Consider the following 22,741-nt stretch of genomic DNA (forward strand, 5'->3'; position numbering starts at 1 on the left):
GGACGGCCTCAGCGCGCCTTCTCGTGCTCCGCGAGGCCCACGGCCCTGTAATCGTAGGTCGGGAAGAACTCGGTCCGGTACGCGCCCCAGGCGGTGTCCTCCAGGACGCGGTTGACCTCGCGCAGGCGGGAGGCGGGCAGCCGCAGGACGATGATCTGCCCGATCCCCATGACGACGTTCCACGAGACGACCTCGATGCCCGGCGGCGGGAAGGCCTTGTAGAAGCCCTGCTTGGCGAGTTGCGCGTTCAGCTCCGCCAGCGGGCGGGACTGGTCGTGGCGCAGGAAGACCGTCAGCAGCACGGCGTTGTCGGCCGTCGCCGCGGCGGATCCCGTGGGCGGGGGCGGCGCGGTCTGCGCCCCTGCCGGCCCGGCGGCGACGAGCAGCAGGAGCGCCGCCGCGAGCGGGCCGGTCAGACCTGTTGAGCGTCGCATGCGATCTCCCGCTTTCCCGACCCGCGCGCGGCCGGGCCGTCAGCCGCCCTCGACATCGTAGGAGAGCCGCAGGCGCAGGCGGACCGCGCCCTGCTCGTCGCGCACGGCGAGCACGTAATCCTGCCGCTCCATCGGATCGGTCAAGCCCTGCGCGAGCCGCGTCAGGATGCGCACCGCCTGCGCCCGCGCCGCGGCGAGATCCGGAAGATCGAAGCCGTCGCGGTCGCGAACCAAGTTGGCGCCGTCGTGGAGGTCGATGAAATAGCGGGGCACGGATGCGAGCTCGGCGAGCGCCGGAGCTCGCAAGGATCAGTCTCCGCTGTTTCTACGTAGTTTCCGGAGGGCCGCAATCGGAGGTCGCCCGTGTCGCACCCCCAGACGCAGCCGGATGTAAGCCGGGACCCGCGGGCCGCCTCAGCCCCCCAGCAGGCTCTCGGCGAAATCGTCCGGGACGGTCCCGAACTGGCCGAGGATCGTGACGCCCTCGAGCTCCCCGGTCTCGTCGTCGGCCACGACCCTGAGCGCCGCCGCGCCCGGCATGCGGGCGGCCAGCGCCTCCGCCTTCTTGAGGGCGCCGAACTCGCTCTGCGCGGGCTCCTGACGGGCCGGCCGCAGGCGATTCCGGTGCAGCTCGAACGGCTGCACGAGGTAGGTGGTCTTCAGGGCCATTCCGGCCTCCTCGGCGCGGCGCGCGGTGGCGAACGGACCGCGGCGCGGTCCACTACAGGCTGCGGGTGGTCACCCCGAGGGCGAGCAGGGCGTAGGCGCCGATGAAGAACCATTGCCGGTGCGCCACGACGGTTTTTCCGACCATCGGGATGCGCGTGTAGAGGCTGGCGACGGCGAGGCCGATCAGCACGGCCGACACCAGGAACGTGAGCAGGCGCGGGGCGGAGAGCGTGGGCATACCCCATGCTCCGCCGGTACGCTTACCGAACCGTTACCGGTCGAGCCCGGGCACGAGGGGGCGGTACGCCGTCAACGGGCCCTGCGTTCCGGGAAGCAGGCCGACCTCGGCGAGCCACAGGACCATGATCGCTCCGGCCAGGAGCGTCGCGAGCGAGGCCAGCCGCCCGGTCCACCGCCGCAGCACGAACATGGCGACCACGACGGCCAGCAGGGCGATGAGGAGGGCGAGCATCAGCATGGCCGCGCCATGCCACGACCGGGGCGCCGCGTCACCGCGGATGACGGCGGAAACACCCATCGGCCGGCCCGGGCCGACTTCAAGTCCGCCAGATGCACGTTCTGGTCGTTCTGCAGAGCGGAAACTCTACCGCAGTCGATAGGCCGACTCGGACGGCGCCCGGAAATACTCCGCCGAAAATCGCCAGAAATGGTCGGCCGATCTCCGCGGCGGGCACCCCGATCATGCACCGGAAGCGGCCCGCCAACGGTTTTGTAACTTGCATTCAGTGCTCAAAAGTAGCAGATCCCGGGCGAGGGGCACACCAGGAATCTTACAGTGTCAGAAGAAACCACAGGGCCCAACTCCAACTTCATCGAGCTGGCGGGCGATATCGTCGCCGCCTACGTGTCGAACAATCCGGTGCCGGCCGCGGAGCTTCCGGCCCTGATCGCGCGCGTGCATGGCGCGATCAGCGGGCTCGTCACCGGGACTCTGACGGCGGAGATCGGGGCGGTTCCGCAGGCCGAGGTCGAGAAGCCGAGCGCGGCCCAGATCCGCAAGTCGGTCCGGCACGACGGGATCGTCAGCTTCATCGACGGCAAGACCTACAAGACGCTGAAGCGCCACCTGACCAGCCACGGCCTGGATCCGCGCAGCTACCGCGACCGCTACGGCCTGCCGGCGGACTATCCGATGGTCGCGCCGAGCTACGCCGAGCAGCGCTCCGCCCTCGCCAAGGCGATCGGCCTGGGCCAGCCCGGCGCCATGGCCGAGCGCGAGCGCAAGGGCCGCAAGGCCGCCTGAGGATGACGACCTCCGGGGGCGCCCCGCTCGGCGGGGCCCCCTCGTAACGAAGCGCCGCGGAGCCCGGCGCCTCGTGCCGCCGCGCGGTCCGGAGCCGCGCCGAGACCGTTGCATCGTCGCCACACACGTCCAGGACATCGCGGGACACGGACAAGCTGCCACACTCTGCACAAAGCTGATGCGCACGCCGGGGCCCGAGGATGCTACCGAAGGGATCGGCGAGATGAAGCGAGAGCAGACGATGACGAGTTCGGTCGTGCCGTTCCCGGCGCATATCGCGCCCGCGGTCGTGGACGAGGACACCGCGTCGATCATCGCCGTGCTGCAGGATCAGCTGGCCCTGGCCCGCGAGGGTCGCCTGCGCTCGGTGGCGGTCGTCTCCGTCTCGGCCGATGGCGAGGCGGTCGGCACGCAATGGTCGTGCAAGGGCTCCGATATCAGCAACCTGATCGGCAAGCTGACCGTCCTGACTCACGACCTGATGGCCGCCCGGAAGTGACCGGCCGGATCTGACGGGGCGGGCGCGGCCCGCCCGGTGCGGCGTTCCGGAGACGGCTCCGGCATCGGCCAGAAGGAATGCCCCGGATGACTCGCGCCCTGCTGTTCGCCGCCCTCCTGGGAACGGCGGTCGTGCCGGGCACCGCCCGGGCTGCCGAGGAGGCAGACGACACCAAGCGCGCGGAGACGATCCGGGGTCTCGTGCGGATCGTCGGCGCGCAGGCCGGCATCGTCCTGCACTGCCGCAAGCTCTACACCATCGACGACACGGTGTCCGAGGGCCTGTCCCGCACGGTCCGCCGAGCCCTCGACGCCGGCCTCGGCCACCAGCGTGCCCGGAACGCCATCGCCGAGGAGGGCCGGCGGGTCGCGGACGAGATCGCCGCGGTCGGACCGGAGCAATGGTGCGCCGACCAGCGCGACCTGCTCAACACGGACGGCGTCCGCGTCTTTATCGACTGACCGCGCCGGATCCCGTCCCGGCGGGGCACTCCCCGCGGCCGGCCGGTCGATGCCCCTCGTGAAGGGCAGCCCTGGCCGCGCGCGACTTCAGTCCTGTGCGGATCAGATGAGAGCGCCATTCCGGCCGCTGTTCCGCAGTGCAGAACAGATGAACACCTTGTTCACCGCGCTCTCGTCTGTCATGTTTCGACGACGGACGAGACTGAACAGATCAAGCCGGTCGCACTCGTCCGTTTACAAGAGCCCTCAAGGGCCGCGAGACCGGCGCATAGGGAAACGCCATGTCTCGATCGATCCTGCTGGCCCTCGCTCTCGTCGTCTGCGGGGCCGCCGTGACGCTGTTCGCCTTCCTGCGCGCGCCCCAGTCGAGGGAGTTCGCCGGGTGGGATGCGGCCTTCATGGGCGGCATCGGGGCCGTCGCGCTGGGTTTTCTCACCACCCTCGTCGAGGTCGTGACCGAGTAGGTCGATCCTGAGGCCGGTCACACGCGCCGAGCGGTCCGACCGAGGCCGTCTCCGTCCCTGCGGCTCCGTCGCCCCGGTCGCTCGGCGGGCGGCGGTGCTCCGCGCATCCGGCCTCCGGCCGAGCGCGCATGAAGAGCGCAGAATTCACAGGGACGGCAGCTTCCCGACAATTCGAGGCATTTCGCAAACCGCCCTTGAACCCGGGTGACCGATCCTGTCGGGCAGAGGTTCTCGAGGCGGTGATGTTCGAACGACGCAGCGCTCCACGCACGCTTCTCAACGAGACCGGCAGCATCTCGGTCGACGAGCATCGAAGCTTGCCGTGCATCGTCTACGACCGGTCGGCCGGCGGCGTGCGGGTCGCGCTCCCGGATGCCGAGATCGTTCCGGACAGCTTCATCCTCAGCATCGATGCGAGCAGCGAGATCCTCGTCTGCCGCGCCATCTGGCGCAAGGCGGAGGAGATCGGCGCCACGACCGACATCCCCGAGACGGCGCGGTCGGGCCGCGCGAACCTCTGGCGCGAACTCGAGGCGACCTGACAGGCGCCTGCCTCGGGTCGACCGGCGCTCGGCGCGGCCAGAGTGTCGTCGGCAGGGTCGGGGGCGGCGGGGCTGCCGACGCGCGTCACTCCCAGTCGATGTTGAGCGAGCGCTCGAAGGCGGCCGCGGAGAGTTCCTTGCCCTTCGGATCGGCGACCGTGATCTCGCGGAAGCCGCGCCGGGCCAGCTCCCAGGTCTTCTCCATCGCCTGCTCGTCCGTCCCGCAGGCGAACGTCATGACGCGCCCGGACGGATCAATCCCCTTGACGGTGAACACACCACTCTCCCTGCTCGCACCTCCCATATAGAGCCGCGATCCGCGTCGCGCCTCCCGCCATCGTGACGGAGCCCCGGGACCCGCACACGCCCCGTCGCGTTGGCTGCAGGCAGGGAGAGACCGCATGACGCGCGAGACCGCAGACCCGACGAGCCGCGGCCCGGACGCGCGCGAGGCGGACGAGCCTCCGGCGGAGCGCGTCAAGGCGGCGCCGGCCACGATCCCGACCGAGGATCCCGAGGTCGGCCTCGCGCAGAAGGGCAGCGGGGAAGAGGCGATCGTCCGGCGCGAGACGGAGATCTGACCGGTCGCGCCGACGCGCGGGCGATCCCTGGACGCCGGTCCATGTGCGATGCACAAACGGGCCGGCCGCACCCGGATGGCGGCCGACAGGAGACCACGCATGGCACAGTGCATGGCACAGTCGTCGGGCCACGAGGTCCCGACCCAGATCCGCGACGTCGCCGGGACCGGTCTCGCACAGGCCCGGACGGCCTTCGGAAGCGTCGTCGGAGCGGCGCGCCGCGCCCCCGACACGGTCCGCACGAAAGTGGTGCGAGGGCAGGATGCGGCCCGGGAAGCGGCGGCCGCCGCTCGCGACGCTGCCGGGGCGGCGTCGCACTGAGCGGGAGAGCCGAGCGGCCTCTGGGCGGGTGGCCGGCGGCCCTTCGCGGCGCTGCCGGCCGTGTTCGGACGCGGAGTTGGAGATGATGTACGGGGAGGTTGGTCGCCTGGCGGATGAGAGCCTGCGGCTGGGCCTGAGACAGGCCGAGAACGCCGTCCTGCTCGCGATGGCGGCGCAGTATGCGTGGGCGGATCTGTGGTTCGAGGGGTACCGCGCGGCGGGGACTGCCCTCAGCACCGCGCGCGATCAGCGGGCGCGGACGCGGCGCCTGATCCGTCGCGGCGTGGAACCGTCGGTGGCCGCGCAGGAATTGCACATCGTCTGAGCGTCGGCCGGAGACGGAGCCGCCCGGGGCGCTCCGTCTCCGGCAGCCGGCTCAGCGGCTCGCCTCGACGGCGGCCTGGACGATCGGCCGGCCGAGGGACGAGACCGTCCGATTGACGGTCGCCGGCGCGGCGACGGGCTGGGGCGTGGTGGTCAGATCGTGGATCGTGCGGATCTGCTGGGCGGGCCGGGCCTGATCGCGATAGAGCGGCGGCGTCAGGTGCAGGCGGTCGTCGGCGGCGGCGAGGCCCGTGAAGGCCGCCGAGGTGAGCGCGGCCGACGCGAGGATGAGGATCGTGCGCATGGTGCGTCTCCGGTTCGATCGCGGTGTCGACCGCGGGATGCGATCGACCAGCGCATGAGACCACGGATTTGTGCGTCGCGGCATGCGTTTTTCGCATTGCACCATATCGCCAGGACGGCACGGTACTGCAGTGTTCCCCGGGAATTCTCAGCCGTGAATTCAGGCACCGATCCCGCGCGCCATGCATTCGATGCAAATGAACTAAACTTCCACCGGCACGTTCTCAAATCAAACTTGAGGAGCGGGTGATTTGTTTTTCGCGCGCGCCCCCGAACCGATCGAAACCGCCGGGCGAGCGCGCGCGTTGCTGGCGTCGCGGCCCGTGGCACGAATCGGAAACCGCGGCGCCAGATCCGCGTCACACGGGCACGGTAGAACGCCCACATCCCGCCGAAGCACCCTGCGAAGCACCTCGAGAGCGCCGATGACGCCCTCCGACCTCGACAGACGAGCCGAACTGACCATCTGGCCCAAGGGCAGACCGGCCCGCGCCGCGGAGGGGCGGCCGTTCGCGACCCTGCGCGAGGCCCTCGCCGTCGCGATCGCGGCGATGGAATCCGGCGAGGCCCAACCCTGGATCATCACCGAGGCCGGCGACATCCTCTCGCCGCGCTGGATCCAGGCGAATTCCCGAGCGCGGGCGCCGCACTAGCCGGCGCCGCGCCGGAGGCGGATCGGATCAGCAGCCGATGCAGATGTCGCGGACCACGTGCTGGTGACGCTGGCCGGTGCGCTGGTTCGGGAGCTGCCCGTCGATCGACGAGAGCCCGCTGCCCAGGCCCCGGAACCGGCGCTCGACCGCCGGAACGGAGGCCGCCCTGACCGGAGCGGGCGGCTCCGCGGCCGCGGCGGGGGCCGGTGCCGCCGTCGGAGCGGGCGCGGGCGCCCCGTTGGCCATGCCGGGATCGGGCAGGGTCAGGGCCATGCCCGGCACCGGCGGGACCTGCGCGAACTCGCCCGCGCGCCCCGGCAGGGGCGCGACGACCAGAAGCGCGACGGCCGGGACCGCGACGACGCGCCGGTTCAGCGGATGCATCACACTCTCCTGCCTCGGGAGCCGGCACGCCACGGACCCCGTGCCTCTGGGCCATCGCCGGATTGGCGCCCGCTCCGATGACGGAACGGGGCCGGCCCCGGTTGTGCGCGGCGGAGCGGGGCGCCGCCACTCATCCATTCGGCGGAGCGTGCGCCGGGCGGCTCAGTAGGCCCGACCGTAGAAGGGCTGCGAGACTGGGCGATAGCGGTCGCTCACCGGCCACGTGTAGGGCTGCTCCTTGCCGGTGCGCAGGTCCGAGCGGAATTTCGGCTCGTTGAAGCCGATCCCGTGCAGGCCGGCCGTGCCCTTGGCGCCGTGAGCCTTCGGCCCGGCATCGCGCGCCAGGGCAGCGCCCGAGACGCCGATCACGAGAGCGGCCGCGAGCGAGACGCGGCCCAGCATGACGTTCATCTCTGTCTCCTGTCCCGGCCGAGGTGCCGGCACAGAAGGAACGGCAGCGGTTCGGCGCGGTTCCGGCCCCTGAGGCCGCTCAGAACCCCTGGCCGAGGCAGGCTTCGGCGAAGGGCCCGCCGCAGAGGTCGCCGGTCCGGACCGGCGCGGCCGCCGCGCCGCCGATGCCGGCACCGCCGATCGCCCCGCCGCCGGTCGGCAGGGTGCGGGCCGCCTGGGCGGGATCGTCCGCGGGCAGCCCGGGCGTCCCGGGGATCCCGGCGCCGCCCGTGCCGGCGCCGCCCGTCCCGGAAACCGTCGCGGCCGTGGCCCCGCTCGCGGCCGTTCCGGTCCCGAGCCCGAACAGTCCGAACAGCCCGAACAGACCGCCGGGGGACAGGGTGGCGCCTGTCGCGCCGATGCCCGACGCGGCCACGCCGCTGCCGAGACCGGCCGACGCGACGCCGGACGAGCCGGTCGCGAGCGAGGAGCCGAGGCTTCCGGCAGCGTTGAGGCCCGTGCCGACACCTACTCCAACGCCTGCGCCGACACCTGCGCCGACACCTGCGCCGACACCTGCGCCGAGGCCGGCTCCCGAGAGTCCGGTGCCCAGGCCGGGGGACAGGCCCGACCCACCCCCGAGACCGCCCGTTCCGAGGGTCGGTGTCAGGAGGCTCCCCGCGGTCGAGCCCAGGCCCGTGCGGGACGCGCCGCTGAGGCCGCTGCGGGCACCGGTGGCGCCGATCGTCCCGCCGGTCCCGAGGGTCGTGCCGGTGACGCCGGCACCGCCGGTCGCGGTGGATCCCAGGCCGCCGAGCTGGCCCGTCGCGCCCGAACCGGCGGTCGTGGCGCCGAGCGTCGTCCCGGCCGAGAGGCCGCCCGACGCGCCGATGCGGCCGCCGCCACCGCCGCCGCCCCCGCCGAAGCTCAGCTGGCCGGCATTCACGAGGCCGCCGGTCTGCGCCGAGACGGTCGGGAACTGCCCGGTGGTGGAACTGCCGCCGAGGCTCAGCTGGCCCGGATTGGCGACAGGGGTGATCGGCTCAAGCGATGCCGACAGGCTCTGGGCCCCGGCCGGGACGGCGATCGCCGGCAGCAGGGCGGCGGCGAGGATGGATCGCATGGCACGCTCCTCAGCGGGGACGGGGTCTGGCTCGGAAACCGGAGGGCGTCCGGCCGGTTCCGGCGGCGCGGGGACGCGGCGCGGCGCTGACCCGTGGGAGAAAGGAGGCCGCCGGCCTTCATGCTGCCGGAAAGACGGTGTGCTCTCGGCACCGGATCCGCCTGCCCCCACGTCCCGACCCGCGCCCGAACCTGCGACCGTGCCGTTGCCCGAAACTCTCGCCCAAGGCCTGCGCGGCGCCGGCTGGCTCGCCGGCCTCCCGGCCCTCGCGCTGATCTGGGCGAGCGCGACCCTCTACGCCGCCCCGCGGATCGCCGACGGCCTCGCGGCGCAGGGCGCGGCGATCGCCGCCGGCACGGCCACAGCCACCGGCGAGCCGTGGCTGCGCGTGGAGGCCGTCGGGCGCGACCTCGTGGCCGCCGGCGAGGCGCCGGACGTCGCCGAGCGCGCCACCGTGCTGTCCCGCCTCGCGGCCCTCGACGGCCCGCGCCGCATCGTCTCCGAACTCGGCATCGTGGAGACCGCCGCGCCCTTCCAGTGGGCGGCGATCCGCACGGGTCAGAACCGGATCGCCCTCGAAGGCAGCCGCCCGGTGGAGATCGGCCGGCGGGCCCTGGAGGCGCGGATCGCCGGCGCCCTCGATCCCGGCACCGGCCTCGACGACACCGCCCGGGCCGCCCGGGGCGCGCCGCCGGATTTCGCCGGCGCGGCCGCGTTCCTCGCGGCCCGGCTCTCCGGCCTCGCCAAGGGCGGGCGGGCGGCGCTCAGCGACACCGTGCTCAGCCTGTCGGGCGAGGCCCTCGACGTGCCGGCCTACGAGGCCCTGCGGGCCGCCCTGTCGGACCCGCCGGAGGGGTTCAGCGTCGGGCGGGTCGAGATCCTGCCCCCGAAGGTGGCCGCGTACCGGTTCGCCGTGGAGAAATCGGGCCGGGGCATCGTTCTCGACGGCTTCGCCCCCTCGGCGGCCGACCGCGAGGCCGCCCTGCGCGCCGCCACCGAGGCCGCCGCGGGCGGCACCGTGGAGGACCGGCTCCTGGCCGCCCGAGGGCTCGACCCGGCGATCGACCCGAAGAGCCTCATCGCCTTCGCGTTCAAGCTCGCCGAGCTGATCCAGTCCGGGCAGGTCGTGTTCCGGGACGGGGCGGTCTCGGTGACCGGCGACGCCATCGACGGGCAGGCGCTCCCCGACGCCGAGGCGCTGATGCGCGACGGCCGGCCCGCCGGCGTGGCGGCCGGGCGGGTGGCGCTCACGGCGCGGCCGCTCTCGCCCTACCGGGTGGCGATCCGCCGGACCGCCGACGCCGTGACCCTCACCGGCCACCTGCCGGACGCCGCGACCCGGGAGCGGGTACTGGCCGCCCTGCGCCCGCGCCTGTTCCGGGAGCCGGTCATCGACCGCACCCGCCTCGCCGACGGCGCCCCGCCGGATCTCGGGGACGCGCTGGCCGCCGCCGCCCCGCTGGTGACGAACCTCGCGGACGGGACCGTCGCGGTCTCGGACCGCGCCGTGACGCTCACCGGCGAGAGCCTCTACCGGGAGGGCGCCGCGCGCACCCCCGACCGGCTCGCCGAGGCGCTGCCCCCCGGCTGGACCGGGCAGGCCAGCGTCACGGCGCGGGACGCGGCGGAGCGGCGCGACCCCGCCACCTGCCGCGCCGACTTCACCGCCGCCCTGGCGGGGGCGGACCTGCACTTCCCCGCGGGCGGCGCCGTGCTGACGCCCGCCTTCTACCCGACCCTCGACGCGCTGGCCGCCCTGGCGAAGACCTGCCCGTCGCTGCGCGTCGCGGTCTCCGGCCCCGCCGACCCGGCGAAGCCGCCCGCGACCCCGGCCGCGACCCCGACCGCCGGACCGGCACCGGGGGAGGGCGCGACCGCCGAGCCGACCCGGGTCGCCGACGCCGCCAAGCCGGCCACAGCCGCGCCGCCGGCCCCGGCGCCCAAGGAAGCCGTGATGCACGCGGCCAAAATCGCGGCCAAGGACGCGGCCAAGGACGCGGCCAAGGACGCGGCCAAGGACGCGACGAAGGATCGGAGCAAGGCGGGCGCGGCCAGGAAGGAGCCGGCCGCACCCGGCAAGGCGGCGGCGAAGAAGCCCGCCGAGGCCCCCGACGAGCCGCCGGTCGACCTGCCGCGCCTGCGCGCCCAGGCGGTGGTGGAGTACCTCCTCCAGGCCGGAGCCCGGCCGGAGCAGGTCACGGCCGGGCCGGACGGGCCGGCCGGCCCCGTCGTCTTCGCGCTGCTGCCGTGAGGGAGATCCGCTCCGCCGCGCGCCCGCCAGCCGGGCCGCGCCCATCCGCGCGCCCGGCCGCGCGCCACCATCGCGCCCGCAGGGAGGCCGGACGGCCGTGACGCTGCTGCTCGCCGGATTCTGGCCCGGGCTCGCCGGGGCGGCCGCGCTCGGCCTCGTGGTCGGCGCGCTGGTCGGCTGGCCGGACCGCCTCGCCGCCTCGCTGGGGCTCTGCGTGGTCGCGGGGCTCGTGGCCGCGGCGGCGATCGCCGGGTTCGTGCCGGGCCTGCCCGGCCTGTGGCTCGACGGCGCGGCCCTGATGCTGCCGGTCTACTGCGCGGCCTGCCTGCTCGGGGCGCTGGGACGCCGCCTCGCCGGCCGGACCTGACGGCGCGGGAACCTCTCCGCCCCCCGACGGCGTTTTTCCGGCAGAAAGGGCCCCAGGGCCCGCCCCGAACCCGGAGAGGCCGCGATGCCCAGGACCGTCGACCGTCCCCATCCCGCGCGACGCCGCGCCGTTCGCCTGCCGCGCCCCCGCGCCGGCGCCGCCGCCACCGGCCTGTTCCTGGCCGGACTGATCCTCTCGGCCGCGACGGTGCCGCTGGTCGAGCCCGCCGACGCCACGACCGGTGGCGGCACCGCGCAGGCGGCGCTCGCGACGCCGGCCCGCTGAGCGAGGCAACCCGCGCCCGCCCCGGAATGTTGTTCGCCCGGGCCCGTCCGGCCCGGGCCTACGGGGGGAGACGCGCATGGGACTGCTCGAATCGGCGATCGGCGGCGTGCTCGGTCAGGTGTTCGGCGGGCAGAAGCAGGGGTCCGGGGGCATGTCGCCCCTGGTCAAGGCACTCCTGATGCTCCTGCTGGCCAAGGGCGCCAGCGGCGGCTTCGGCGACATCTTCGGCCGCGGGCGCCAGGGCGAGCCCGGCCCCGAGGCCGACCGCTCCGGCGGCGCCGGACCCTACGGGCGCGATCCCGGCCAGCACCCCGCCGATGCCGGCGGGCGCCGTCCTCCGGAAGAGGGCGGCGACATCGGCGGCTGGGACCAGTACGGCGGCCGCCGCGACGGCGGCCCGGGCGGGCCGTCGGACCCGTCCCTGCCGCCCGGCGACTTCTCGGACCTCTCCGGCATGCTCGACGGCCCCGGCGACGCCCCGCCGCCGAGCCGCGCCACCCCGGACGGGCAGGGGGATCTCGGCGGCCTCGACGGGCTGGTCGACCGGTTCCGCCAGGGCGGCCTCGGCGACGTGATGGAGTCCTGGATCGGCCACGGCACCAACCGCCCGGTGGCCCCGGACCAGCTCGCCCGGGCGCTCGGCCCCGACACGGTGGACACCCTCCAGCAGCAGACCGGGATGGACCGCGAGACGCTGCTGTCGCAGCTCGCCCAGGCCCTGCCGGAGGTGGTGCACGCGCTCACGCCTGAGGGGCGGGTGCCGGGGGAGGCGGAGCGGCGGGGATGGTAGCCGGGCACGGGGTCAGGGGCCGCGCGGCGCGCCCGCCGCGGATCCCGATCACGACGGCATCCTGAAGGGCCCGGGCGCCGCGCGCGCTCGAAGACGCCCGCCGTCGCGGATGCCGCGCGGGAGGTCAGGATCTCGGTGCGCGCGGGCTCTCGCCCGCAGCGCGCACGGATCCGGACCCAGCGACGCGGGTTTCGGGAGCAGCCTCGGCGGGCACGATCGCCCGTTCGGAGGCCGCATTCCGCATGTCGGACGGAAGTCGGAGCGTCGGGACGAGGTGCGGCCGGTGTCGCGGTCGGACGGCGACGCGCCTACGCGACCCGCCGCATCACCAGCGACGCGTTCGTCCCGCCGAACCCGAAGGAGTTCGACAGCACCACGTCGACCTGCTTCCGCTTCGCCTCGAACGGCACGAGGTCGATCTTGGTCTGGACGGAGGGATTGTCGAGGTTGAGCGTCGGCGGGATGACGTTGTCCCGCAGGACGAGGATGGAAAAAATCGCCTCGACCGAGCCGGCGGCGCCCAGCAGGTGGCCGACCGAGCTCTTGGTGGACGACATGGTGGCGTTCGCGGCGGCGTCGCCCAGGAGGCGCTCCACGGCCTTCAGCTCCAGCTCGTCGCCCATGGGCGTCGAGGTGCCGTGGGCGTTGATGTAGCCGATCTCGGACGGCGCGATTCCGGCGCGCTTCACCGCGGCGGTCATGCAGCGGAAGGCGCCGTCGCCGTCCGGGGAGGGGGAGGTGATGTGGTAGGCGTCGCCCGAGAGGCCGTAGCCCACCACCTCGGCGTAGATCTTCGCGCCGCGGGCCTTGGCGTGCTCGTACTCCTCCAGCACCACGATGCCGGCACCCTCGCCCATGAGGAAGCCGTCGCGGTCGCGGTCGTAGGGGCGGGAGGCCTTCTCGGGCGTGTCGTTGAAGCCCGTGGTCAGCGCCCGGCAGGCGGAGAAGCCCGCGATCGAGAGGCGGTTCACCGGCGATTCGGCGCCGCCCGCCACCATCACGTCGGCGTCCCCGAGCGCGATCAGGCGGCTCGCGTCGCCGATGGCGTGGGCACCCGTGGAGCAGGCCGTCACGACCGCGTTGTTCGGGCCCTTCAGGCCGTGGGCGATCGAGACCTGGCCGGAGGCGAGGTTGATGATCCGGCCCGGGATGAAGAACGGCGAGATCCGGCGCGGGCCCTTCTCGTGCAGGGTCACGGAGGCGTCGTAGATGCCGCCGATGCCGCCGATGCCGGAGCCGATCAGCACGCCGGTGGCGCACTGGTCCTCGTGGCTCTTCGGCGCCCAGCCGGCATCCTTCAGCGCCTCGTCGGCCGCCGCCATTGCGTAGACGATGAACGGGTCGACCTTGCGCTGCTCCTTCACCTCCATCACGAGGTCGGGGTTGAAGGTGCCGTCGGTGCCGTCGCCGAACGGGACCTGCGCGGCGATCCGGCAGGGCAGGTCGGCGGATTCGAAGCCGCGGATCGGGCCGGCGCCGCTGTCGCCCGCGATCAGCCGGCTCCAGGTGTGCTCCACCCCGCTGCCCAGCGGCGTGACCATCCCCAGACCCGTGACCACCACCCGCCGCATGTGCCCTGTCCCGTCTTGAGGCGCCGTCCCGCCGGCACCGCCGCGGTCGCGCATCGTCCTAACTCGCTCGGAGGCAGAATCGGTCCCCGCGGGCCCCGTCACGACTCCGAGCCTTGAAACGCATAACGGCGCGGGGGCTGTTTCGCCTCACCCGCGCCGCGTCAAACCCGGTCCCCGGCGCCTCAGGCGGCGGAGTTCTTCTCCAGGAACTTCACGGCGTCGCCGACCGTCTGGATGGTCTCGGCAGCGTCGTCCGGGATCTCGACGTTGAATTCCTCCTCGAAGGCCATGACCAGCTCGACCGTGTCGAGGCTGTCGGCACCGAGGTCGTCGATGAAGTTGGCGCTCTCGACCACCTTCTCGGGCTCCACGCCCAGGTGCTCGACGACGATCTTCTTCACGCGCTCAGCGATATCGCTCATCGGTCTTCCGTCCTCGTCCTTCTGGTCTGTCAGTCTTCTCGGGGTGGTGCCGTGGCCGCGTCGCGCCCCTGCGGGCTTGTTGTGACGGGCCGGTGTCCGATCGCGCGTGCTTCTGAGGTGAACCGGCGCGTGAGCCGGGACGCCCCCGCCGGAGGGCCTTGGACTGAAAACCCGCTGAACCGTCAACCCCCTGTACGGCTGCGGGGCGTGGTAGCACAGGGTTCCAGCCCTGGCGAGGGCCCGTTCAGAAAGCCTTCATGGGTGTGGCACTTGCGTGTCGGCGGGGGTGATTCGCGCGCCGTTCCCGCCGGCCGGGAACCGGTATACGCGCCTTAGTACATGGCCATCCCGCCATTCACGTGCAGCGTGTGGCCGGTGACGTAGCCCGCCTCCGCGGAGGCGAGGTAGAGGCAGGCCGCCGCGACCTCCGACCCCTCGCCGAGCCGCCCGGCGGGCACGCGGGCGAGGATGCCCTCGCGCTGCTTCTCGTTGAGGGCGTCGGTCATGGGCGAGCTGATGAAGCCCGGGGCGATGCAGTTGACGGTGATTCCCCGCGAGGCGACCTCGGCGGCGAGCGCCTTGGTCATGCCCACGAGCCCCGCCTTGGCGGCGGCGTAGTTGCCCTGGCCGGGATTGCCGGTGCTGCCGACCACCGAGCCGATGTTGACGATCCGCCCGGAGCGGCGGCGCATCATGCCCTTCACGGCGGCCCGCGACAGGCGGAAGGCGGCCGTGAGGTTGACGGCGATCACCTGCTCCCACTCCTCGTCCTTCATCCGCATGAAGAGGTTGTCGCGGGTGATGCCGGCATTGTTCACGAGGATGTCCAGCGGGCCGATCGCGGCCTCGGCGGCCGGGACGAGGCCCTCGACCGAGTCCTTGTCGGAGAGGTCGGCCGCGACGGGGCTCGCGCGCTCGCCGAGCTCGGCGGCGAGCGCCTCCAGGGCCGCGGGCCGCGTGCCCGAGAGCGCCACGGTGGCGCCCTGCGCGTGCAGGGCCCGGGCGATCGCCTGGCCGAGGCCGCCGGTCGCGCCGGTGACGAGGGCCTTGCGGCCGGTGAGATCGAACATGCGGGACTCCGTCGGATCAGAGCGCGCGGGTCAGAGCGCGAAGGCGGCGACGTCGGCGGGGGTGCCGATTGCGGCGGCGCTCGCCTGGGGGGCGACGCGCTTGACGAGGCCGGTCAGCACCTTCCCGGCGCCGAGCTCGTAGAACCGGTCGACGCCGGAGGCCGCCATGGCGGCGACGCTCTCGCGCCAGCGCACGGTGCCGGTGACCTGCTCGACCAGGGCCGCGCGGATCGCCTCCGGATCGGTGACCGGGGCGGCCGCGACGTTGGCGTAGAGGGTGACGCGCGGGGCCGCCAGCGCGACGGCGGCGAGCGCCCGGGCCATGGCCTCGGCGGCCGGGGCCATCAGGCGGCAGTGGAACGGCGCCGAGACGTTGAGCATCACGGCGCGCTTGATCCCGCGGCCGGTGGCGATGCCGACGGCGCGCTCCACGGCCGCGCGGTCGCCGGAGAGCACCACCTGGCCGCCGCCGTTGTCGTTGGCGACGTCGCAGACCGCGCCGTCGCCGGCCTCGTCGGCCGCCGCCTCGGCGACGGACCGGGCGGCCTCGAGATCGGTGCCGATCAGCGCCGCCATGGCGCCGGCGCCCGGTGCGACGGCCGCCTGCATGGCCTCGCCGCGCAGGCGCAGCAGCCTGGCGGCGTCTGCGACGGTGAGGCTGCCCGCGGCCGCGAGCGCGGCGTACTCGCCGAGCGAGTGGCCGGCCACGCAGGCGACGTCGCGCCCGAGGTCGAGGCCGCGCTCGGCCTCCAGCACGCGCAGCACCGCGAGGCTCGCCGCCATCAGGGCCGGCTGGGCGTTGGTCGTGAGGGTCAGCGCCTCGACCGGCCCCTCGAACATCAGCCGCGACAGGTTCTCGCCCAGGGCGGCGTCGACCTCGTCGAGCACGGCCCGGGCCTGCGGGAAGGCCTCGGCGAGGTCCCGCGCCATGCCGACCGCCTGGCTGCCCTGGCCCGGAAAGATGAGTGCGCGCATGTTGCGTCCTGGTCGCCGGCGCCGCGCGGCGCGCGAACGCCGCCCGTGTCGGCCGAAACTCTGGAATGGCGCGCGCACTCGCACCCGCGGCGCTGGGTGTCAACAATGCGCCGCACCATGATGCCGCAGCGACGCGGTCCTCCGGCTCCTCGGCGTTCGGCCCCTCGGCGTCCGGCCCGACCGGACCGGCACGCCCGCCGGACGCGCGCCGGGTTCGCGCCGGACGCGCGCCCCGCGCAACCCGCTGTGCTTGTTGCACAACGGCATCCGGTGTAGAGTGGCGCCATACCCGACATCACCCGTCGCTCAAGCCCAAGGAGCCGCCCCGCATGGCGCGCGTCACCGTCGAAGACTGCATCGAGAAGGTCGAGAACCGCTTCGAGCTGGTGCTGCTGGCGAGCCACCGGGCCCGCCTCCTGGCCGCCGGCGCCCCGCTGACCATCGACCGCGACCGCGACAAGAACCCGGTCGTGGCCCTGCGCGAGATCGGCGACGAGACCATCACGGCCGACGACCTCAAGGAGCAGCTGATCCACTCGATGCAGAAGTACGTCGAGGTGGACGAGCCCGAGGCCGAGACCGTGCCGCTGCTGTCGAGCTCGCCGGCCGCCGCCGCGGTGGCGCCGCAATCCTCCAGCGACGACGCGGCGGTCCAGTTCGACCGCATGAGCGAGGAGGACCTGCTGCGCGGCCTCGAGAACCTCGCCCCGCCGGTCGAGACCGACGACGAGGGCGAGTGAGCCTGGACACGTGGGCCTGGATGGGCGCGACCTGACAGAGACCGGACCCGGCGGAGACGCCGGGTTCTCTCGTTCCGTGGCCGGCCCGCCGGCATCCGGCGCGGCCCCGCCGCCGGGGGCTGGCGCCGTCCCGGCGGTTGCGGAACAATCGCGCGTGATCCAGACCCCGCGCACGACCCCGGACGCGCCGGCCCCGTCCCGGCGGATGATGCGCCAGTACGAGCTCGTCGAGCGGGTCAAGCGCTACAACCCGGCCGCCGACGAGGCGCTGCTCAACCGCGCCTACGTGTACGCCATGCAGGCGCACGGCACGCAGAAGCGCGCCTCGGGCGATCCGTTCTTCGCCCACCCCCTCGAGGTGGCGGCGATCCTCACGGACCTTCACCTCGACGACGCCACCATCGTGGCCGCGGTGCTGCACGACACCGTCGAGGACACCGAGGCGACGCTCGAGGAGATCCGCCGGCTGTTCGGGCCGGAGATCGGCGCCTTGGTCGACGGCCTGACCAAGCTCAAGCGCCTCGACCTCGTCTCCAAGCAGGCCGCGCAGGGCGAGAACTTCCGCAAGCTGCTGCTCGCGGTCGCGGCGGATGTCCGGGTGCTGCTGGTCAAGCTCGCCGACCGCCTGCACAACATGCGCACCCTCCAGCACATGCGGGAGGACAAGCGCCACCGCATCGCGCAGGAGACCCTGGACATCTACGCGCCGCTCGCCGGCCGCATGGGCATGCAGGAGCTGCGCGAGGAGCTGGAGGACCTGGCCTTCCGCAACCTGGAGCCGGAGGTCTACGCCACCATCACCCAGCGCCTGACGCGGCTCTCCGCCAAGTCCGAGAGCGTCGTCGAGACCATCGCGCAGGTGCTGACCGAGAAGCTCGGCGCGCAGGGGATCACCGCCGAGGTCAGCGGCCGGCAGAAGCGCCCGTTCTCGATCTGGTCGAAGATGGAGCGCAAGTCCGTCGCCTTCGAACAGCTCTCCGACATCTTCGGCTTCCGCGTGGTCGTCGACACCGTGCAGGATTGCTACGCGGCGCTCGGCATCGTCCACACCAGCTGGCCGATGGTTCCGGGCCGGTACAAGGACTACGTCTCGACCCCGAAGCAGAACGATTACCGCTCGATCCACACCACGGTGATCGGGCCGAAGAGCCAGCGCGTCGAGTTGCAGATCCGCACCCGCGCCATGGACGACATCGCCGAGTACGGCATCGCCGCGCATGCCCACTACAAGGAGATCGGCACCGAGCTGGTGAAGGACCCGGCCCGCGCCGAGGGCAGCGTGCATCCGCGGCTCGCCGCGGAGAGCGGCGCCTACCAGTGGCTGCGCCGGACCATCGAGCTCCTCGCCGAGGGCGACAGCCCCGAGGAGTTCCTGGAGCACACCAAGCTGGAGCTGTTCCAGGACCAGGTGTTCTGCTTCACCCCGAAGGGCCGGCTGATCGCCCTTCCGCGCGGCGCGACGCCGATCGACTTCGCCTACGCGGTCCACACCGACGTCGGCAACACCGCGGTGGGCGCCAAGATCAACGGCCGGATGGCGCCGCTGCTGCACGAACTCGCCAACGGCGACGAGGTCGAGATCAGCCGCTCCGACGGGGCCTCGCCCCCGGCGGCCTGGGAATCCCTCGTGGTGACCGGCAAGGCCCGCGCGGCGATCCGGCGGGCGACCCGCACCGCCGTGCGGCGGCAATATGCCGGCCTCGGACGGCAGATCCTGGACCGGGCCTTCGAGCGCGCCGCCAAGACCTTCTCGGAGGACAAGCTCCGGGGCGCCCTGCCGCGGCTCGCCCGCGCGACGACCGAGGACGTGTTCGCCGCCGTGGGGCGGGGCGAGATGTTCTCGGGCGACGTCGTCCGCGCCGTCTATCCCGACCACCGCGACGAGCGCCGGCCCTCCGCCGCGCAGGGCGCCGCCAGCGGCGCCGGCCGGCTCGTGCGCTCCTCCGACCAGACCATGCGGCTGACCTTCCCGGGCGCCGAGGGCGGCAAGGAAGGCGGCAAGGAGGGGGAGGGCGCGGATCGCAGCGACGCCATCCCGATCCGCGGCCTCGCGGGCGACCTGCCGGTGACCTTCGCGCCGAACGGCGGCGCGGTCCCGGGCGACCGGATCGTCGGCATCCTGACCCCCGGCGTCGGCGTGACGGTCTACCCGATCCAGTCGGCGGCACTCGCGGCCTTCGACAACGAGCCGGAGCGCTGGCTCGACGTCCGCTGGGACACGGAGGCGCTCGGCGGCGAGCGATTCCCCGCCCGGTTGGCGCTCAAGTCGATCAACGAGCCCGGGGTGTTCGCCCAGATCGCCCAGGTGATCGCCGACCACGACGGCAACATCGACAACATCTCGATGAAGCGGCGAACCCAGGACTTCACCGACATCACCATCGACCTGTCGGTCTGGGATCTCCAGCATCTCAACGCGATCATCGCCGAACTGCGCGGCAAGCGCCCGGTCAACAGCGTCGAGCGCGTGAACGGCTGAGGTCGAGGGGCGGGGCGCGCGGCGCATCTGAGGTTTACAGGATCAACTTACGTAAACCACCATTTTCACGACGAAGCCCTGTCGTGGTCAATTAATCCGCCCCGAGAGTTCAGTTTTTCACGACCGCACAATCCCGTGCTCTGCTTGACACGGACCCGTTTGAAACGAATGGTCCGGCGGACGGGGCGTCGGTGGCGCGGGTCATCGACCGCGCCGGTCCACCCCGGTTTGCAGAGCGCGGCGGCCGCGATCGCGGCGCACCGTCCCGGCCACGCGCCCCGGCCTTTCGCCTCGGGCGAACCCTGACCGATTGTTCAGACGATTTCCTGTCACCCACGATTTTTCGGGACCTGACCTGTTCATGCCAGTCACCCAGCGCAGCGCCATCTTCATCGACGGCGCCAACCTCTACGCCACCACCAAGGCCCTCGGTTTCGACATCGACTACAAGAAGCTGCTCAAGGAATTTCAGTCGCGGGAGAACCTCCTGCGGGCATTCTACTACACGGCCATGATCGAGGATCAGGAATACTCCTCGATCCGGCCGCTGATCGACTGGCTCGACTACAACGGCTACCGCGTCGTGACCAAGCCCGTGAAGGAGTTCACGGACTCGATGGGGCGGCGGAAGTACAAGGGCAACATGGACATCGAGCTGGCGATCGACGCCCTCGAGCTCAGCCCGCACATCGACCACATGATCCTGTTCTCCGGCGACGGCGATTTCCGCTCGCTCGTCGAGGCGATGCAGCGGCGCGGCGTGAAGGTGACGGTGATCTCCACGATCCAGACCCAGCCGGCGATGATCTCCGACGAGTTGCGACGGCAGGCCGACGAGTTCGTCGACCTCGCGAGCCTCGCGGGCCGGATCGGGCGCGAGCCCGGCGAGCGCCCGGCGCGGGCCTCCGGCGAGGCGCCGACCCGCTACCGCGGGGAGGGAAGGGCCAATCCGGGCCTGGAGAACCGCTACGGCATCCGCCAGCCGGAGGCCGAGGAGGAGTAGCGCCTCAGGCGCTGCCCCCGTCGAGCCAGTCGAGGACCTGCCTGGCGCTCCGGTCCGGCGGGAAGACCGGATAGAACAGCTCGCTCACGACGCCGTCGTCGATCACCAGGGTGAGGCGGCGCAGCAGCACCTGGCCGCCGGCCTCGAAGGTGGGCAGGCGCGCCGCCATCGCGAAGGCCCGGTGCGGATCGGCCAGCAGCGGGAAGGGCAGGCGCAGGCGCTCGGCCGCCTCCCGCTGGTAGGCGCTCGTCTGGGTCGAGAGGCCGAAGACCTGGGCGACGCCTCGGGCCGTCAGCGCGGCGTGGTGATCGCGGAAATCGCAGGCCTGCGGCGTGCAGCCCCGGGCGCCGGGAATGGCGTCCCAGTCGGGCGTCAGGCCCGGCTGGCCCGGCTCGCCGGTGCGCGGGTAGGCGTAGGCCACGGTGCGGCCCGGCAGCCGCGCCAGCGAGACCGTGCGGCCGTTGGTGGCGGTGAGCGCCACGTCGGGCAGGCGCATCCCGCGCAGGTGATCGGCCGCGCCGTCGTCGACGGGGACCGGCAGGTCGTCGGGCAGGGTATCGTGGGTGGAGGGCATGGGTCGCTCCGCAGGATCGCAGGCTCGGGACGCCGCACCGGCTAATCCGGGATCTTGTGACATCGCGCGGTCAGCGCAAGGCGAGCGCATCACGGCCTGCGCGCGCCCCCTGTAGGAACGATCGTCTTTGCGAGCGGAGCGAAGCAATCCAGCGGCACCACGCCCGCGGACGTCGCGCTGCCCTGGGTCGCTTCGCTGCGCTCGCGATGACGGCCCGGCCTCAGCCCCGGTCGCGCAGCAGCCGCGCCCGGTCGCGCTGCCAGTCGCGCTCCTTGACCGCCTCGCGCTTGTCGTGGGCCTGCTTGCCCTTGCCGAGGCCGAGCTCGACCTTCGCCCGCCCTTTGTCGTTGAAGTAGATCTTCAGCGGCACCACCGTGTAGCCCTGGCGCTGGGTCGCGCCGATCAGCTTGTTGATCTGGCGGCGGTGCAGCAGCAGGCGGCGCGGGCGCTTGGTGTCGTGGTTGAAGCGGTTCGCCTCCAGGTATTCCGGGATGTAGGCGTTGAACAGCATCAGGTCGTTGCCGGAGGGTCCGGCATAGGCCTCGCCGATCGTCGCCTTGCCGCCGCGCAGGGATTTCACCTCGGTGCCGGTCAGCGCGATGCCGGCCTCGAGCGTGTCCTCGATCGTGTAGTGATAGCGCGCGGCGCGGTTGTCGGCGACGATGCGCCGACTGGGCTCCGGTTTCGGGGCCATGATGCGTGACTTCCCTCAGTCGACCAGCAGGCCGGCGTGGCGCAGGGCGTCGTCGACGATGCGCTTGGTGGGCTCGGTCACCGGCACCAGCGGCAGGCGCAGCTCGTCGGTCATGTGGCCGAGCCGCGACAGCGCGTACTTCACCGGCGCCGGGTTAGCCTCGGCGAACAGGCCGGTCTGCAGGGGGAACAGCCTGTCCTGGAGGGCCAGCGCCTTGGCGTAGTCGCCCGCGAGCGTCGCTTCCTGTAGGTCGGCGCAGAGGCGCGGGGCGACGTTCGCCACCACCGAGATGCAGCCGTGGCCGCCGTGGGCGTTGTAGCCGAGCGCCGTCGCATCTTCGCCCGAAAGCTGGACGAAGCTCGCGCCCATGGCCTGACGCTGCTGGCTGACGCGGTCGATCTTGGCGGTCGCGTCCTTCACGCCGGCGATGTTCTTCAGCTCGAAGAGCCGGGCCATCGTCTCGACGCTCATGTCGACGACGGAGCGCGGCGGGATGTTGTAGATGATGATCGGGATGCCGACCGCGTCGTTGACGGCCTTGAAGTGGGCGTAGAGGCCCGCCTGCGTCGGCTTGTTGTAGTACGGCGTCACCACCAGGACGGCGTCGGCGCCCGCGCGCTCGGCGTGCTGCGCCCGCTCGACCGCCTCGGCGGTGGAGTTGGAGCCCGCGCCCGCCACGACCGGCACGCGCGCGCCCGCCTCGTCGATGCAGGCCTCGACCACCCGGTCGTGCTCGGAATGGGTCAGGGTCGGGCTCTCGCCGGTGGTGCCGGTGGGCACGAGGCCGTGGCTGCCCTGCTCGATCTGCCAGCGCACGAACTTCCGGAAGGCGGCCTCGTCGAAGGCCCCGTCGCGGAAGGGCGTCACAAGCGCGGTGAGCGAGCCCCGCAGGCGGCTCCCGGTCATCTCGGTCATCTCAGGCGTCCCAAAGGGTCCCAGCTGGGATTTCGGCGGTCTCGGCGCCGCGCGTGGTCCGCATCGTACGGGCACGGACCGGCAGACATAGGCGGTCGCGTCACGGCGCGCAAACAGATCGTGGGGACGGTTAACGCGATCTTAATGGTCACGGACCGATCCTCGACCTTTCCCGCTCCGGTGATCAGTAGGG

General features: G+C 72.9%; 33 protein-coding genes. 16 read left to right on the forward strand and 17 right to left on the reverse strand.

The annotated features are described in order from the left end of the window. Positions 1 to 8: 8 nt before the first annotated feature. The 5 genes from LXM90_RS13815 to LXM90_RS13835 all read right to left on the reverse strand — a co-directional run bounded on the left by LXM90_RS13815 (position 9) and on the right by LXM90_RS13835 (position 1,581). Positions 9 to 434, reverse strand: a complete 426-nt coding sequence (locus tag LXM90_RS13815) for a hypothetical protein (RefSeq protein WP_100251998.1) — start codon at positions 432 to 434, stop codon at positions 9 to 11. A gap of 39 nt (positions 435 to 473) precedes the next feature. Next, complete coding sequence (locus LXM90_RS13820; RefSeq protein WP_026605249.1) at positions 474 to 707, reverse strand: DUF6894 family protein; 234 nt, start codon at positions 705 to 707, stop codon at positions 474 to 476. Between the two features lie 141 nt (positions 708 to 848). Continuing rightward, complete coding sequence (locus LXM90_RS13825; protein WP_020095183.1) at positions 849 to 1,103, reverse strand: hypothetical protein; 255 nt, start codon at positions 1,101 to 1,103, stop codon at positions 849 to 851. Positions 1,104 to 1,155: 52 nt separating this feature from the next. After that, positions 1,156 to 1,341, reverse strand: coding sequence for a hypothetical protein (locus LXM90_RS13830; protein WP_012318898.1), 186 nt, complete (start codon positions 1,339 to 1,341; stop codon positions 1,156 to 1,158). A 33-nt stretch (positions 1,342 to 1,374) separates the two neighbouring features. Then, positions 1,375 to 1,581 carry a hypothetical protein gene (locus LXM90_RS13835; protein ID WP_026605250.1) on the reverse strand — a complete coding sequence of 69 codons (207 nt, stop codon included), beginning with the start codon at positions 1,579 to 1,581 and terminating at the stop codon, positions 1,375 to 1,377. A gap of 318 nt (positions 1,582 to 1,899) precedes the next feature. Between LXM90_RS13835 and LXM90_RS13840 the strand changes: the two genes are divergently transcribed. The 5 genes from LXM90_RS13840 (at position 1,900) to LXM90_RS13860 (ending at position 4,333) form a co-directional block, all read left to right on the forward strand. Further along, positions 1,900 to 2,367: a MucR family transcriptional regulator gene (locus LXM90_RS13840; protein ID WP_020095185.1), complete on the forward strand. Its 468-nt coding sequence runs from the start codon at positions 1,900 to 1,902 to the stop codon at positions 2,365 to 2,367. Between the two features lie 223 nt (positions 2,368 to 2,590). Then, the gene (locus LXM90_RS13845) at positions 2,591 to 2,866 is read left to right on the forward strand and encodes a hypothetical protein (RefSeq protein WP_026605251.1); all 276 of its coding nucleotides are present in this window, start codon (positions 2,591 to 2,593) and stop codon (positions 2,864 to 2,866) included. A gap of 86 nt (positions 2,867 to 2,952) precedes the next feature. Beyond that, positions 2,953 to 3,327 carry a hypothetical protein gene (locus tag LXM90_RS13850; RefSeq protein ID WP_020095187.1) on the forward strand — a complete coding sequence of 125 codons (375 nt, stop codon included), beginning with the start codon at positions 2,953 to 2,955 and terminating at the stop codon, positions 3,325 to 3,327. A gap of 281 nt (positions 3,328 to 3,608) precedes the next feature. Further along, entirely contained in the window at positions 3,609 to 3,791 is a 183-nt protein-coding gene (locus tag LXM90_RS13855; RefSeq protein ID WP_020095188.1) for a hypothetical protein, read from the forward strand. A gap of 242 nt (positions 3,792 to 4,033) precedes the next feature. Continuing rightward, positions 4,034 to 4,333 (forward strand): PilZ domain-containing protein, encoded by a 300-nt coding sequence (locus LXM90_RS13860; RefSeq protein WP_020095189.1) that lies wholly within the window; start codon positions 4,034 to 4,036, stop codon positions 4,331 to 4,333. An 85-nt stretch (positions 4,334 to 4,418) separates the two neighbouring features. Here the strand turns inward: LXM90_RS13860 and LXM90_RS13865 are convergent, their stop codons facing one another. After that, a complete protein-coding gene (locus LXM90_RS13865; protein ID WP_210383195.1) occupies positions 4,419 to 4,637 on the reverse strand; it encodes a hypothetical protein in 219 nt (72 codons plus the stop codon). 97 nt (positions 4,638 to 4,734) lie between these two features. On the opposite strand from LXM90_RS13865, the gene LXM90_RS13870 reads away from it, so the two are divergent. The 3 genes from LXM90_RS13870 to LXM90_RS13880 all read left to right on the forward strand — a co-directional run bounded on the left by LXM90_RS13870 (position 4,735) and on the right by LXM90_RS13880 (position 5,560). Beyond that, the gene (locus tag LXM90_RS13870) at positions 4,735 to 4,914 is read left to right on the forward strand and encodes a hypothetical protein (RefSeq protein ID WP_020095191.1); all 180 of its coding nucleotides are present in this window, start codon (positions 4,735 to 4,737) and stop codon (positions 4,912 to 4,914) included. Positions 4,915 to 5,013: 99 nt separating this feature from the next. Continuing rightward, positions 5,014 to 5,235: a hypothetical protein gene (locus LXM90_RS13875; protein ID WP_020095192.1), complete on the forward strand. Its 222-nt coding sequence runs from the start codon at positions 5,014 to 5,016 to the stop codon at positions 5,233 to 5,235. Between the two features lie 82 nt (positions 5,236 to 5,317). After that, complete coding sequence (locus LXM90_RS13880; RefSeq protein ID WP_020095193.1) at positions 5,318 to 5,560, forward strand: hypothetical protein; 243 nt, start codon at positions 5,318 to 5,320, stop codon at positions 5,558 to 5,560. Between the two features lie 51 nt (positions 5,561 to 5,611). Here the strand turns inward: LXM90_RS13880 and LXM90_RS13885 are convergent, their stop codons facing one another. Further along, positions 5,612 to 5,863: a hypothetical protein gene (locus LXM90_RS13885; RefSeq protein WP_020095194.1), complete on the reverse strand. Its 252-nt coding sequence runs from the start codon at positions 5,861 to 5,863 to the stop codon at positions 5,612 to 5,614. A gap of 424 nt (positions 5,864 to 6,287) precedes the next feature. Between LXM90_RS13885 and LXM90_RS13890 the strand changes: the two genes are divergently transcribed. Beyond that, positions 6,288 to 6,515, forward strand: coding sequence for a hypothetical protein (locus tag LXM90_RS13890; RefSeq protein WP_020095195.1), 228 nt, complete (start codon positions 6,288 to 6,290; stop codon positions 6,513 to 6,515). 27 nt (positions 6,516 to 6,542) lie between these two features. Here the strand turns inward: LXM90_RS13890 and LXM90_RS13895 are convergent, their stop codons facing one another. The 3 genes from LXM90_RS13895 to LXM90_RS13905 form a co-directional block, all read right to left on the reverse strand. Next, entirely contained in the window at positions 6,543 to 6,899 is a 357-nt protein-coding gene (locus tag LXM90_RS13895) for a hypothetical protein (protein ID WP_026605252.1), read from the reverse strand. Between the two features lie 162 nt (positions 6,900 to 7,061). After that, the gene (locus tag LXM90_RS13900) at positions 7,062 to 7,310 is read right to left on the reverse strand and encodes a hypothetical protein (protein WP_020095196.1); all 249 of its coding nucleotides are present in this window, start codon (positions 7,308 to 7,310) and stop codon (positions 7,062 to 7,064) included. Positions 7,311 to 7,389: 79 nt separating this feature from the next. Next, a complete protein-coding gene (locus LXM90_RS13905) occupies positions 7,390 to 8,412 on the reverse strand; it encodes a hypothetical protein (protein WP_042672486.1) in 1,023 nt (340 codons plus the stop codon). Between the two features lie 199 nt (positions 8,413 to 8,611). Here LXM90_RS13905 and LXM90_RS13910 point away from each other — a divergent pair, with 199 nt between their 5' ends. The 4 genes from LXM90_RS13910 (at position 8,612) to LXM90_RS13925 (ending at position 12,105) form a co-directional block, all read left to right on the forward strand. Further along, positions 8,612 to 10,663, forward strand: coding sequence for a hypothetical protein (locus tag LXM90_RS13910; protein ID WP_234082896.1), 2,052 nt, complete (start codon positions 8,612 to 8,614; stop codon positions 10,661 to 10,663). 97 nt (positions 10,664 to 10,760) lie between these two features. Then, the gene (locus LXM90_RS13915; RefSeq protein ID WP_020095199.1) at positions 10,761 to 11,030 is read left to right on the forward strand and encodes a hypothetical protein; all 270 of its coding nucleotides are present in this window, start codon (positions 10,761 to 10,763) and stop codon (positions 11,028 to 11,030) included. An 84-nt stretch (positions 11,031 to 11,114) separates the two neighbouring features. Continuing rightward, on the forward strand, positions 11,115 to 11,315 hold the full coding sequence (locus tag LXM90_RS13920; protein WP_020095200.1) for a hypothetical protein: 201 nt from the start codon (positions 11,115 to 11,117) through the stop codon (positions 11,313 to 11,315). A gap of 76 nt (positions 11,316 to 11,391) precedes the next feature. Then, entirely contained in the window at positions 11,392 to 12,105 is a 714-nt protein-coding gene (locus tag LXM90_RS13925; RefSeq protein WP_234082897.1) for a YidB family protein, read from the forward strand. Positions 12,106 to 12,413: 308 nt separating this feature from the next. Here the strand turns inward: LXM90_RS13925 and fabF are convergent, their stop codons facing one another. The 4 genes from fabF to fabD form a co-directional block, all read right to left on the reverse strand. Next, positions 12,414 to 13,676: a beta-ketoacyl-ACP synthase II gene (fabF, locus tag LXM90_RS13930; protein ID WP_020095202.1), complete on the reverse strand. Its 1,263-nt coding sequence runs from the start codon at positions 13,674 to 13,676 to the stop codon at positions 12,414 to 12,416. Positions 13,677 to 13,858: 182 nt separating this feature from the next. Continuing rightward, the gene (locus tag LXM90_RS13935; protein WP_007559070.1) at positions 13,859 to 14,098 is read right to left on the reverse strand and encodes an acyl carrier protein; all 240 of its coding nucleotides are present in this window, start codon (positions 14,096 to 14,098) and stop codon (positions 13,859 to 13,861) included. Positions 14,099 to 14,430: 332 nt separating this feature from the next. Then, positions 14,431 to 15,168 (reverse strand): 3-oxoacyl-[acyl-carrier-protein] reductase, encoded by a 738-nt coding sequence (fabG, locus tag LXM90_RS13940; protein WP_020095203.1) that lies wholly within the window; start codon positions 15,166 to 15,168, stop codon positions 14,431 to 14,433. A 30-nt stretch (positions 15,169 to 15,198) separates the two neighbouring features. Further along, positions 15,199 to 16,143, reverse strand: a complete 945-nt coding sequence (fabD, locus tag LXM90_RS13945) for an ACP S-malonyltransferase (RefSeq protein ID WP_020095204.1) — start codon at positions 16,141 to 16,143, stop codon at positions 15,199 to 15,201. Positions 16,144 to 16,472: 329 nt separating this feature from the next. Between fabD and rpoZ the strand changes: the two genes are divergently transcribed. From rpoZ to LXM90_RS13960, 3 genes are all read left to right on the forward strand, one after another. Next, positions 16,473 to 16,883, forward strand: coding sequence for a DNA-directed RNA polymerase subunit omega (rpoZ, locus tag LXM90_RS13950; protein WP_010685409.1), 411 nt, complete (start codon positions 16,473 to 16,475; stop codon positions 16,881 to 16,883). Positions 16,884 to 17,088: 205 nt separating this feature from the next. Beyond that, positions 17,089 to 19,362, forward strand: coding sequence for a RelA/SpoT family protein (locus LXM90_RS13955; RefSeq protein ID WP_026605253.1), 2,274 nt, complete (start codon positions 17,089 to 17,091; stop codon positions 19,360 to 19,362). 361 nt (positions 19,363 to 19,723) lie between these two features. Then, positions 19,724 to 20,365, forward strand: coding sequence for an NYN domain-containing protein (locus LXM90_RS13960; protein ID WP_020095206.1), 642 nt, complete (start codon positions 19,724 to 19,726; stop codon positions 20,363 to 20,365). 4 nt (positions 20,366 to 20,369) lie between these two features. On the opposite strand, the gene LXM90_RS13965 is transcribed toward LXM90_RS13960, so the two are convergent. The 3 genes from LXM90_RS13965 to dapA all read right to left on the reverse strand — a co-directional run bounded on the left by LXM90_RS13965 (position 20,370) and on the right by dapA (position 22,548). Further along, positions 20,370 to 20,939 (reverse strand): peroxiredoxin, encoded by a 570-nt coding sequence (locus LXM90_RS13965; RefSeq protein WP_020095207.1) that lies wholly within the window; start codon positions 20,937 to 20,939, stop codon positions 20,370 to 20,372. Between the two features lie 220 nt (positions 20,940 to 21,159). Further along, complete coding sequence (gene smpB, locus LXM90_RS13970; protein ID WP_020095208.1) at positions 21,160 to 21,633, reverse strand: SsrA-binding protein SmpB; 474 nt, start codon at positions 21,631 to 21,633, stop codon at positions 21,160 to 21,162. Between the two features lie 15 nt (positions 21,634 to 21,648). Continuing rightward, complete coding sequence (gene dapA / locus LXM90_RS13975) at positions 21,649 to 22,548, reverse strand: 4-hydroxy-tetrahydrodipicolinate synthase (RefSeq protein ID WP_234082898.1); 900 nt, start codon at positions 22,546 to 22,548, stop codon at positions 21,649 to 21,651. Positions 22,549 to 22,741: the final 193 nt, after the last annotated feature.

Origin of the sequence: Methylobacterium oryzae, assembly GCF_021398735.1 — a bacterium.
Taxonomy (GTDB): Bacteria; Pseudomonadota; Alphaproteobacteria; order Rhizobiales; family Beijerinckiaceae; genus Methylobacterium.

Coding starts and splice junctions, on each gene's coding strand:
- LXM90_RS13855 (WP_020095188.1), top strand. CDS start 3,609: ATGTCTCGATCGATCCTGCTGGCCCTCGCTCTCGTCGTCTGCGGGGCC.
- LXM90_RS13815 (WP_100251998.1), bottom strand. CDS start 434: ATGCGACGCTCAACAGGTCTGACCGGCCCGCTCGCGGCGGCGCTCCTG.
- rpoZ (WP_010685409.1), top strand. CDS start 16,473: ATGGCGCGCGTCACCGTCGAAGACTGCATCGAGAAGGTCGAGAACCGC.
- LXM90_RS13925 (WP_234082897.1), top strand. CDS start 11,392: ATGGGACTGCTCGAATCGGCGATCGGCGGCGTGCTCGGTCAGGTGTTC.
- LXM90_RS13935 (WP_007559070.1), bottom strand. CDS start 14,098: ATGAGCGATATCGCTGAGCGCGTGAAGAAGATCGTCGTCGAGCACCTG.
- smpB (WP_020095208.1), bottom strand. CDS start 21,633: ATGGCCCCGAAACCGGAGCCCAGTCGGCGCATCGTCGCCGACAACCGC.
- LXM90_RS13880 (WP_020095193.1), top strand. CDS start 5,318: ATGATGTACGGGGAGGTTGGTCGCCTGGCGGATGAGAGCCTGCGGCTG.
- LXM90_RS13965 (WP_020095207.1), bottom strand. CDS start 20,939: ATGCCCTCCACCCACGATACCCTGCCCGACGACCTGCCGGTCCCCGTC.
- LXM90_RS13830 (WP_012318898.1), bottom strand. CDS start 1,341: ATGCCCACGCTCTCCGCCCCGCGCCTGCTCACGTTCCTGGTGTCGGCC.
- LXM90_RS13860 (WP_020095189.1), top strand. CDS start 4,034: ATGTTCGAACGACGCAGCGCTCCACGCACGCTTCTCAACGAGACCGGC.
- LXM90_RS13875 (WP_020095192.1), top strand. CDS start 5,014: ATGGCACAGTGCATGGCACAGTCGTCGGGCCACGAGGTCCCGACCCAG.
- LXM90_RS13920 (WP_020095200.1), top strand. CDS start 11,115: ATGCCCAGGACCGTCGACCGTCCCCATCCCGCGCGACGCCGCGCCGTT.
- LXM90_RS13895 (WP_026605252.1), bottom strand. CDS start 6,899: ATGCATCCGCTGAACCGGCGCGTCGTCGCGGTCCCGGCCGTCGCGCTT.
- LXM90_RS13825 (WP_020095183.1), bottom strand. CDS start 1,103: ATGGCCCTGAAGACCACCTACCTCGTGCAGCCGTTCGAGCTGCACCGG.
- LXM90_RS13955 (WP_026605253.1), top strand. CDS start 17,089: ATGATGCGCCAGTACGAGCTCGTCGAGCGGGTCAAGCGCTACAACCCG.
- dapA (WP_234082898.1), bottom strand. CDS start 22,548: ATGACCGAGATGACCGGGAGCCGCCTGCGGGGCTCGCTCACCGCGCTT.
- fabG (WP_020095203.1), bottom strand. CDS start 15,168: ATGTTCGATCTCACCGGCCGCAAGGCCCTCGTCACCGGCGCGACCGGC.
- LXM90_RS13960 (WP_020095206.1), top strand. CDS start 19,724: ATGCCAGTCACCCAGCGCAGCGCCATCTTCATCGACGGCGCCAACCTC.
- LXM90_RS13905 (WP_042672486.1), bottom strand. CDS start 8,412: ATGCGATCCATCCTCGCCGCCGCCCTGCTGCCGGCGATCGCCGTCCCG.
- LXM90_RS13865 (WP_210383195.1), bottom strand. CDS start 4,637: ATGGGAGGTGCGAGCAGGGAGAGTGGTGTGTTCACCGTCAAGGGGATT.
- LXM90_RS13835 (WP_026605250.1), bottom strand. CDS start 1,581: ATGCTGATGCTCGCCCTCCTCATCGCCCTGCTGGCCGTCGTGGTCGCC.
- fabF (WP_020095202.1), bottom strand. CDS start 13,676: ATGCGGCGGGTGGTGGTCACGGGTCTGGGGATGGTCACGCCGCTGGGC.
- LXM90_RS13890 (WP_020095195.1), top strand. CDS start 6,288: ATGACGCCCTCCGACCTCGACAGACGAGCCGAACTGACCATCTGGCCC.
- LXM90_RS13850 (WP_020095187.1), top strand. CDS start 2,953: ATGACTCGCGCCCTGCTGTTCGCCGCCCTCCTGGGAACGGCGGTCGTG.
- LXM90_RS13870 (WP_020095191.1), top strand. CDS start 4,735: ATGACGCGCGAGACCGCAGACCCGACGAGCCGCGGCCCGGACGCGCGC.
- LXM90_RS13900 (WP_020095196.1), bottom strand. CDS start 7,310: ATGAACGTCATGCTGGGCCGCGTCTCGCTCGCGGCCGCTCTCGTGATC.
- LXM90_RS13885 (WP_020095194.1), bottom strand. CDS start 5,863: ATGCGCACGATCCTCATCCTCGCGTCGGCCGCGCTCACCTCGGCGGCC.
- LXM90_RS13845 (WP_026605251.1), top strand. CDS start 2,591: ATGAAGCGAGAGCAGACGATGACGAGTTCGGTCGTGCCGTTCCCGGCG.
- fabD (WP_020095204.1), bottom strand. CDS start 16,143: ATGCGCGCACTCATCTTTCCGGGCCAGGGCAGCCAGGCGGTCGGCATG.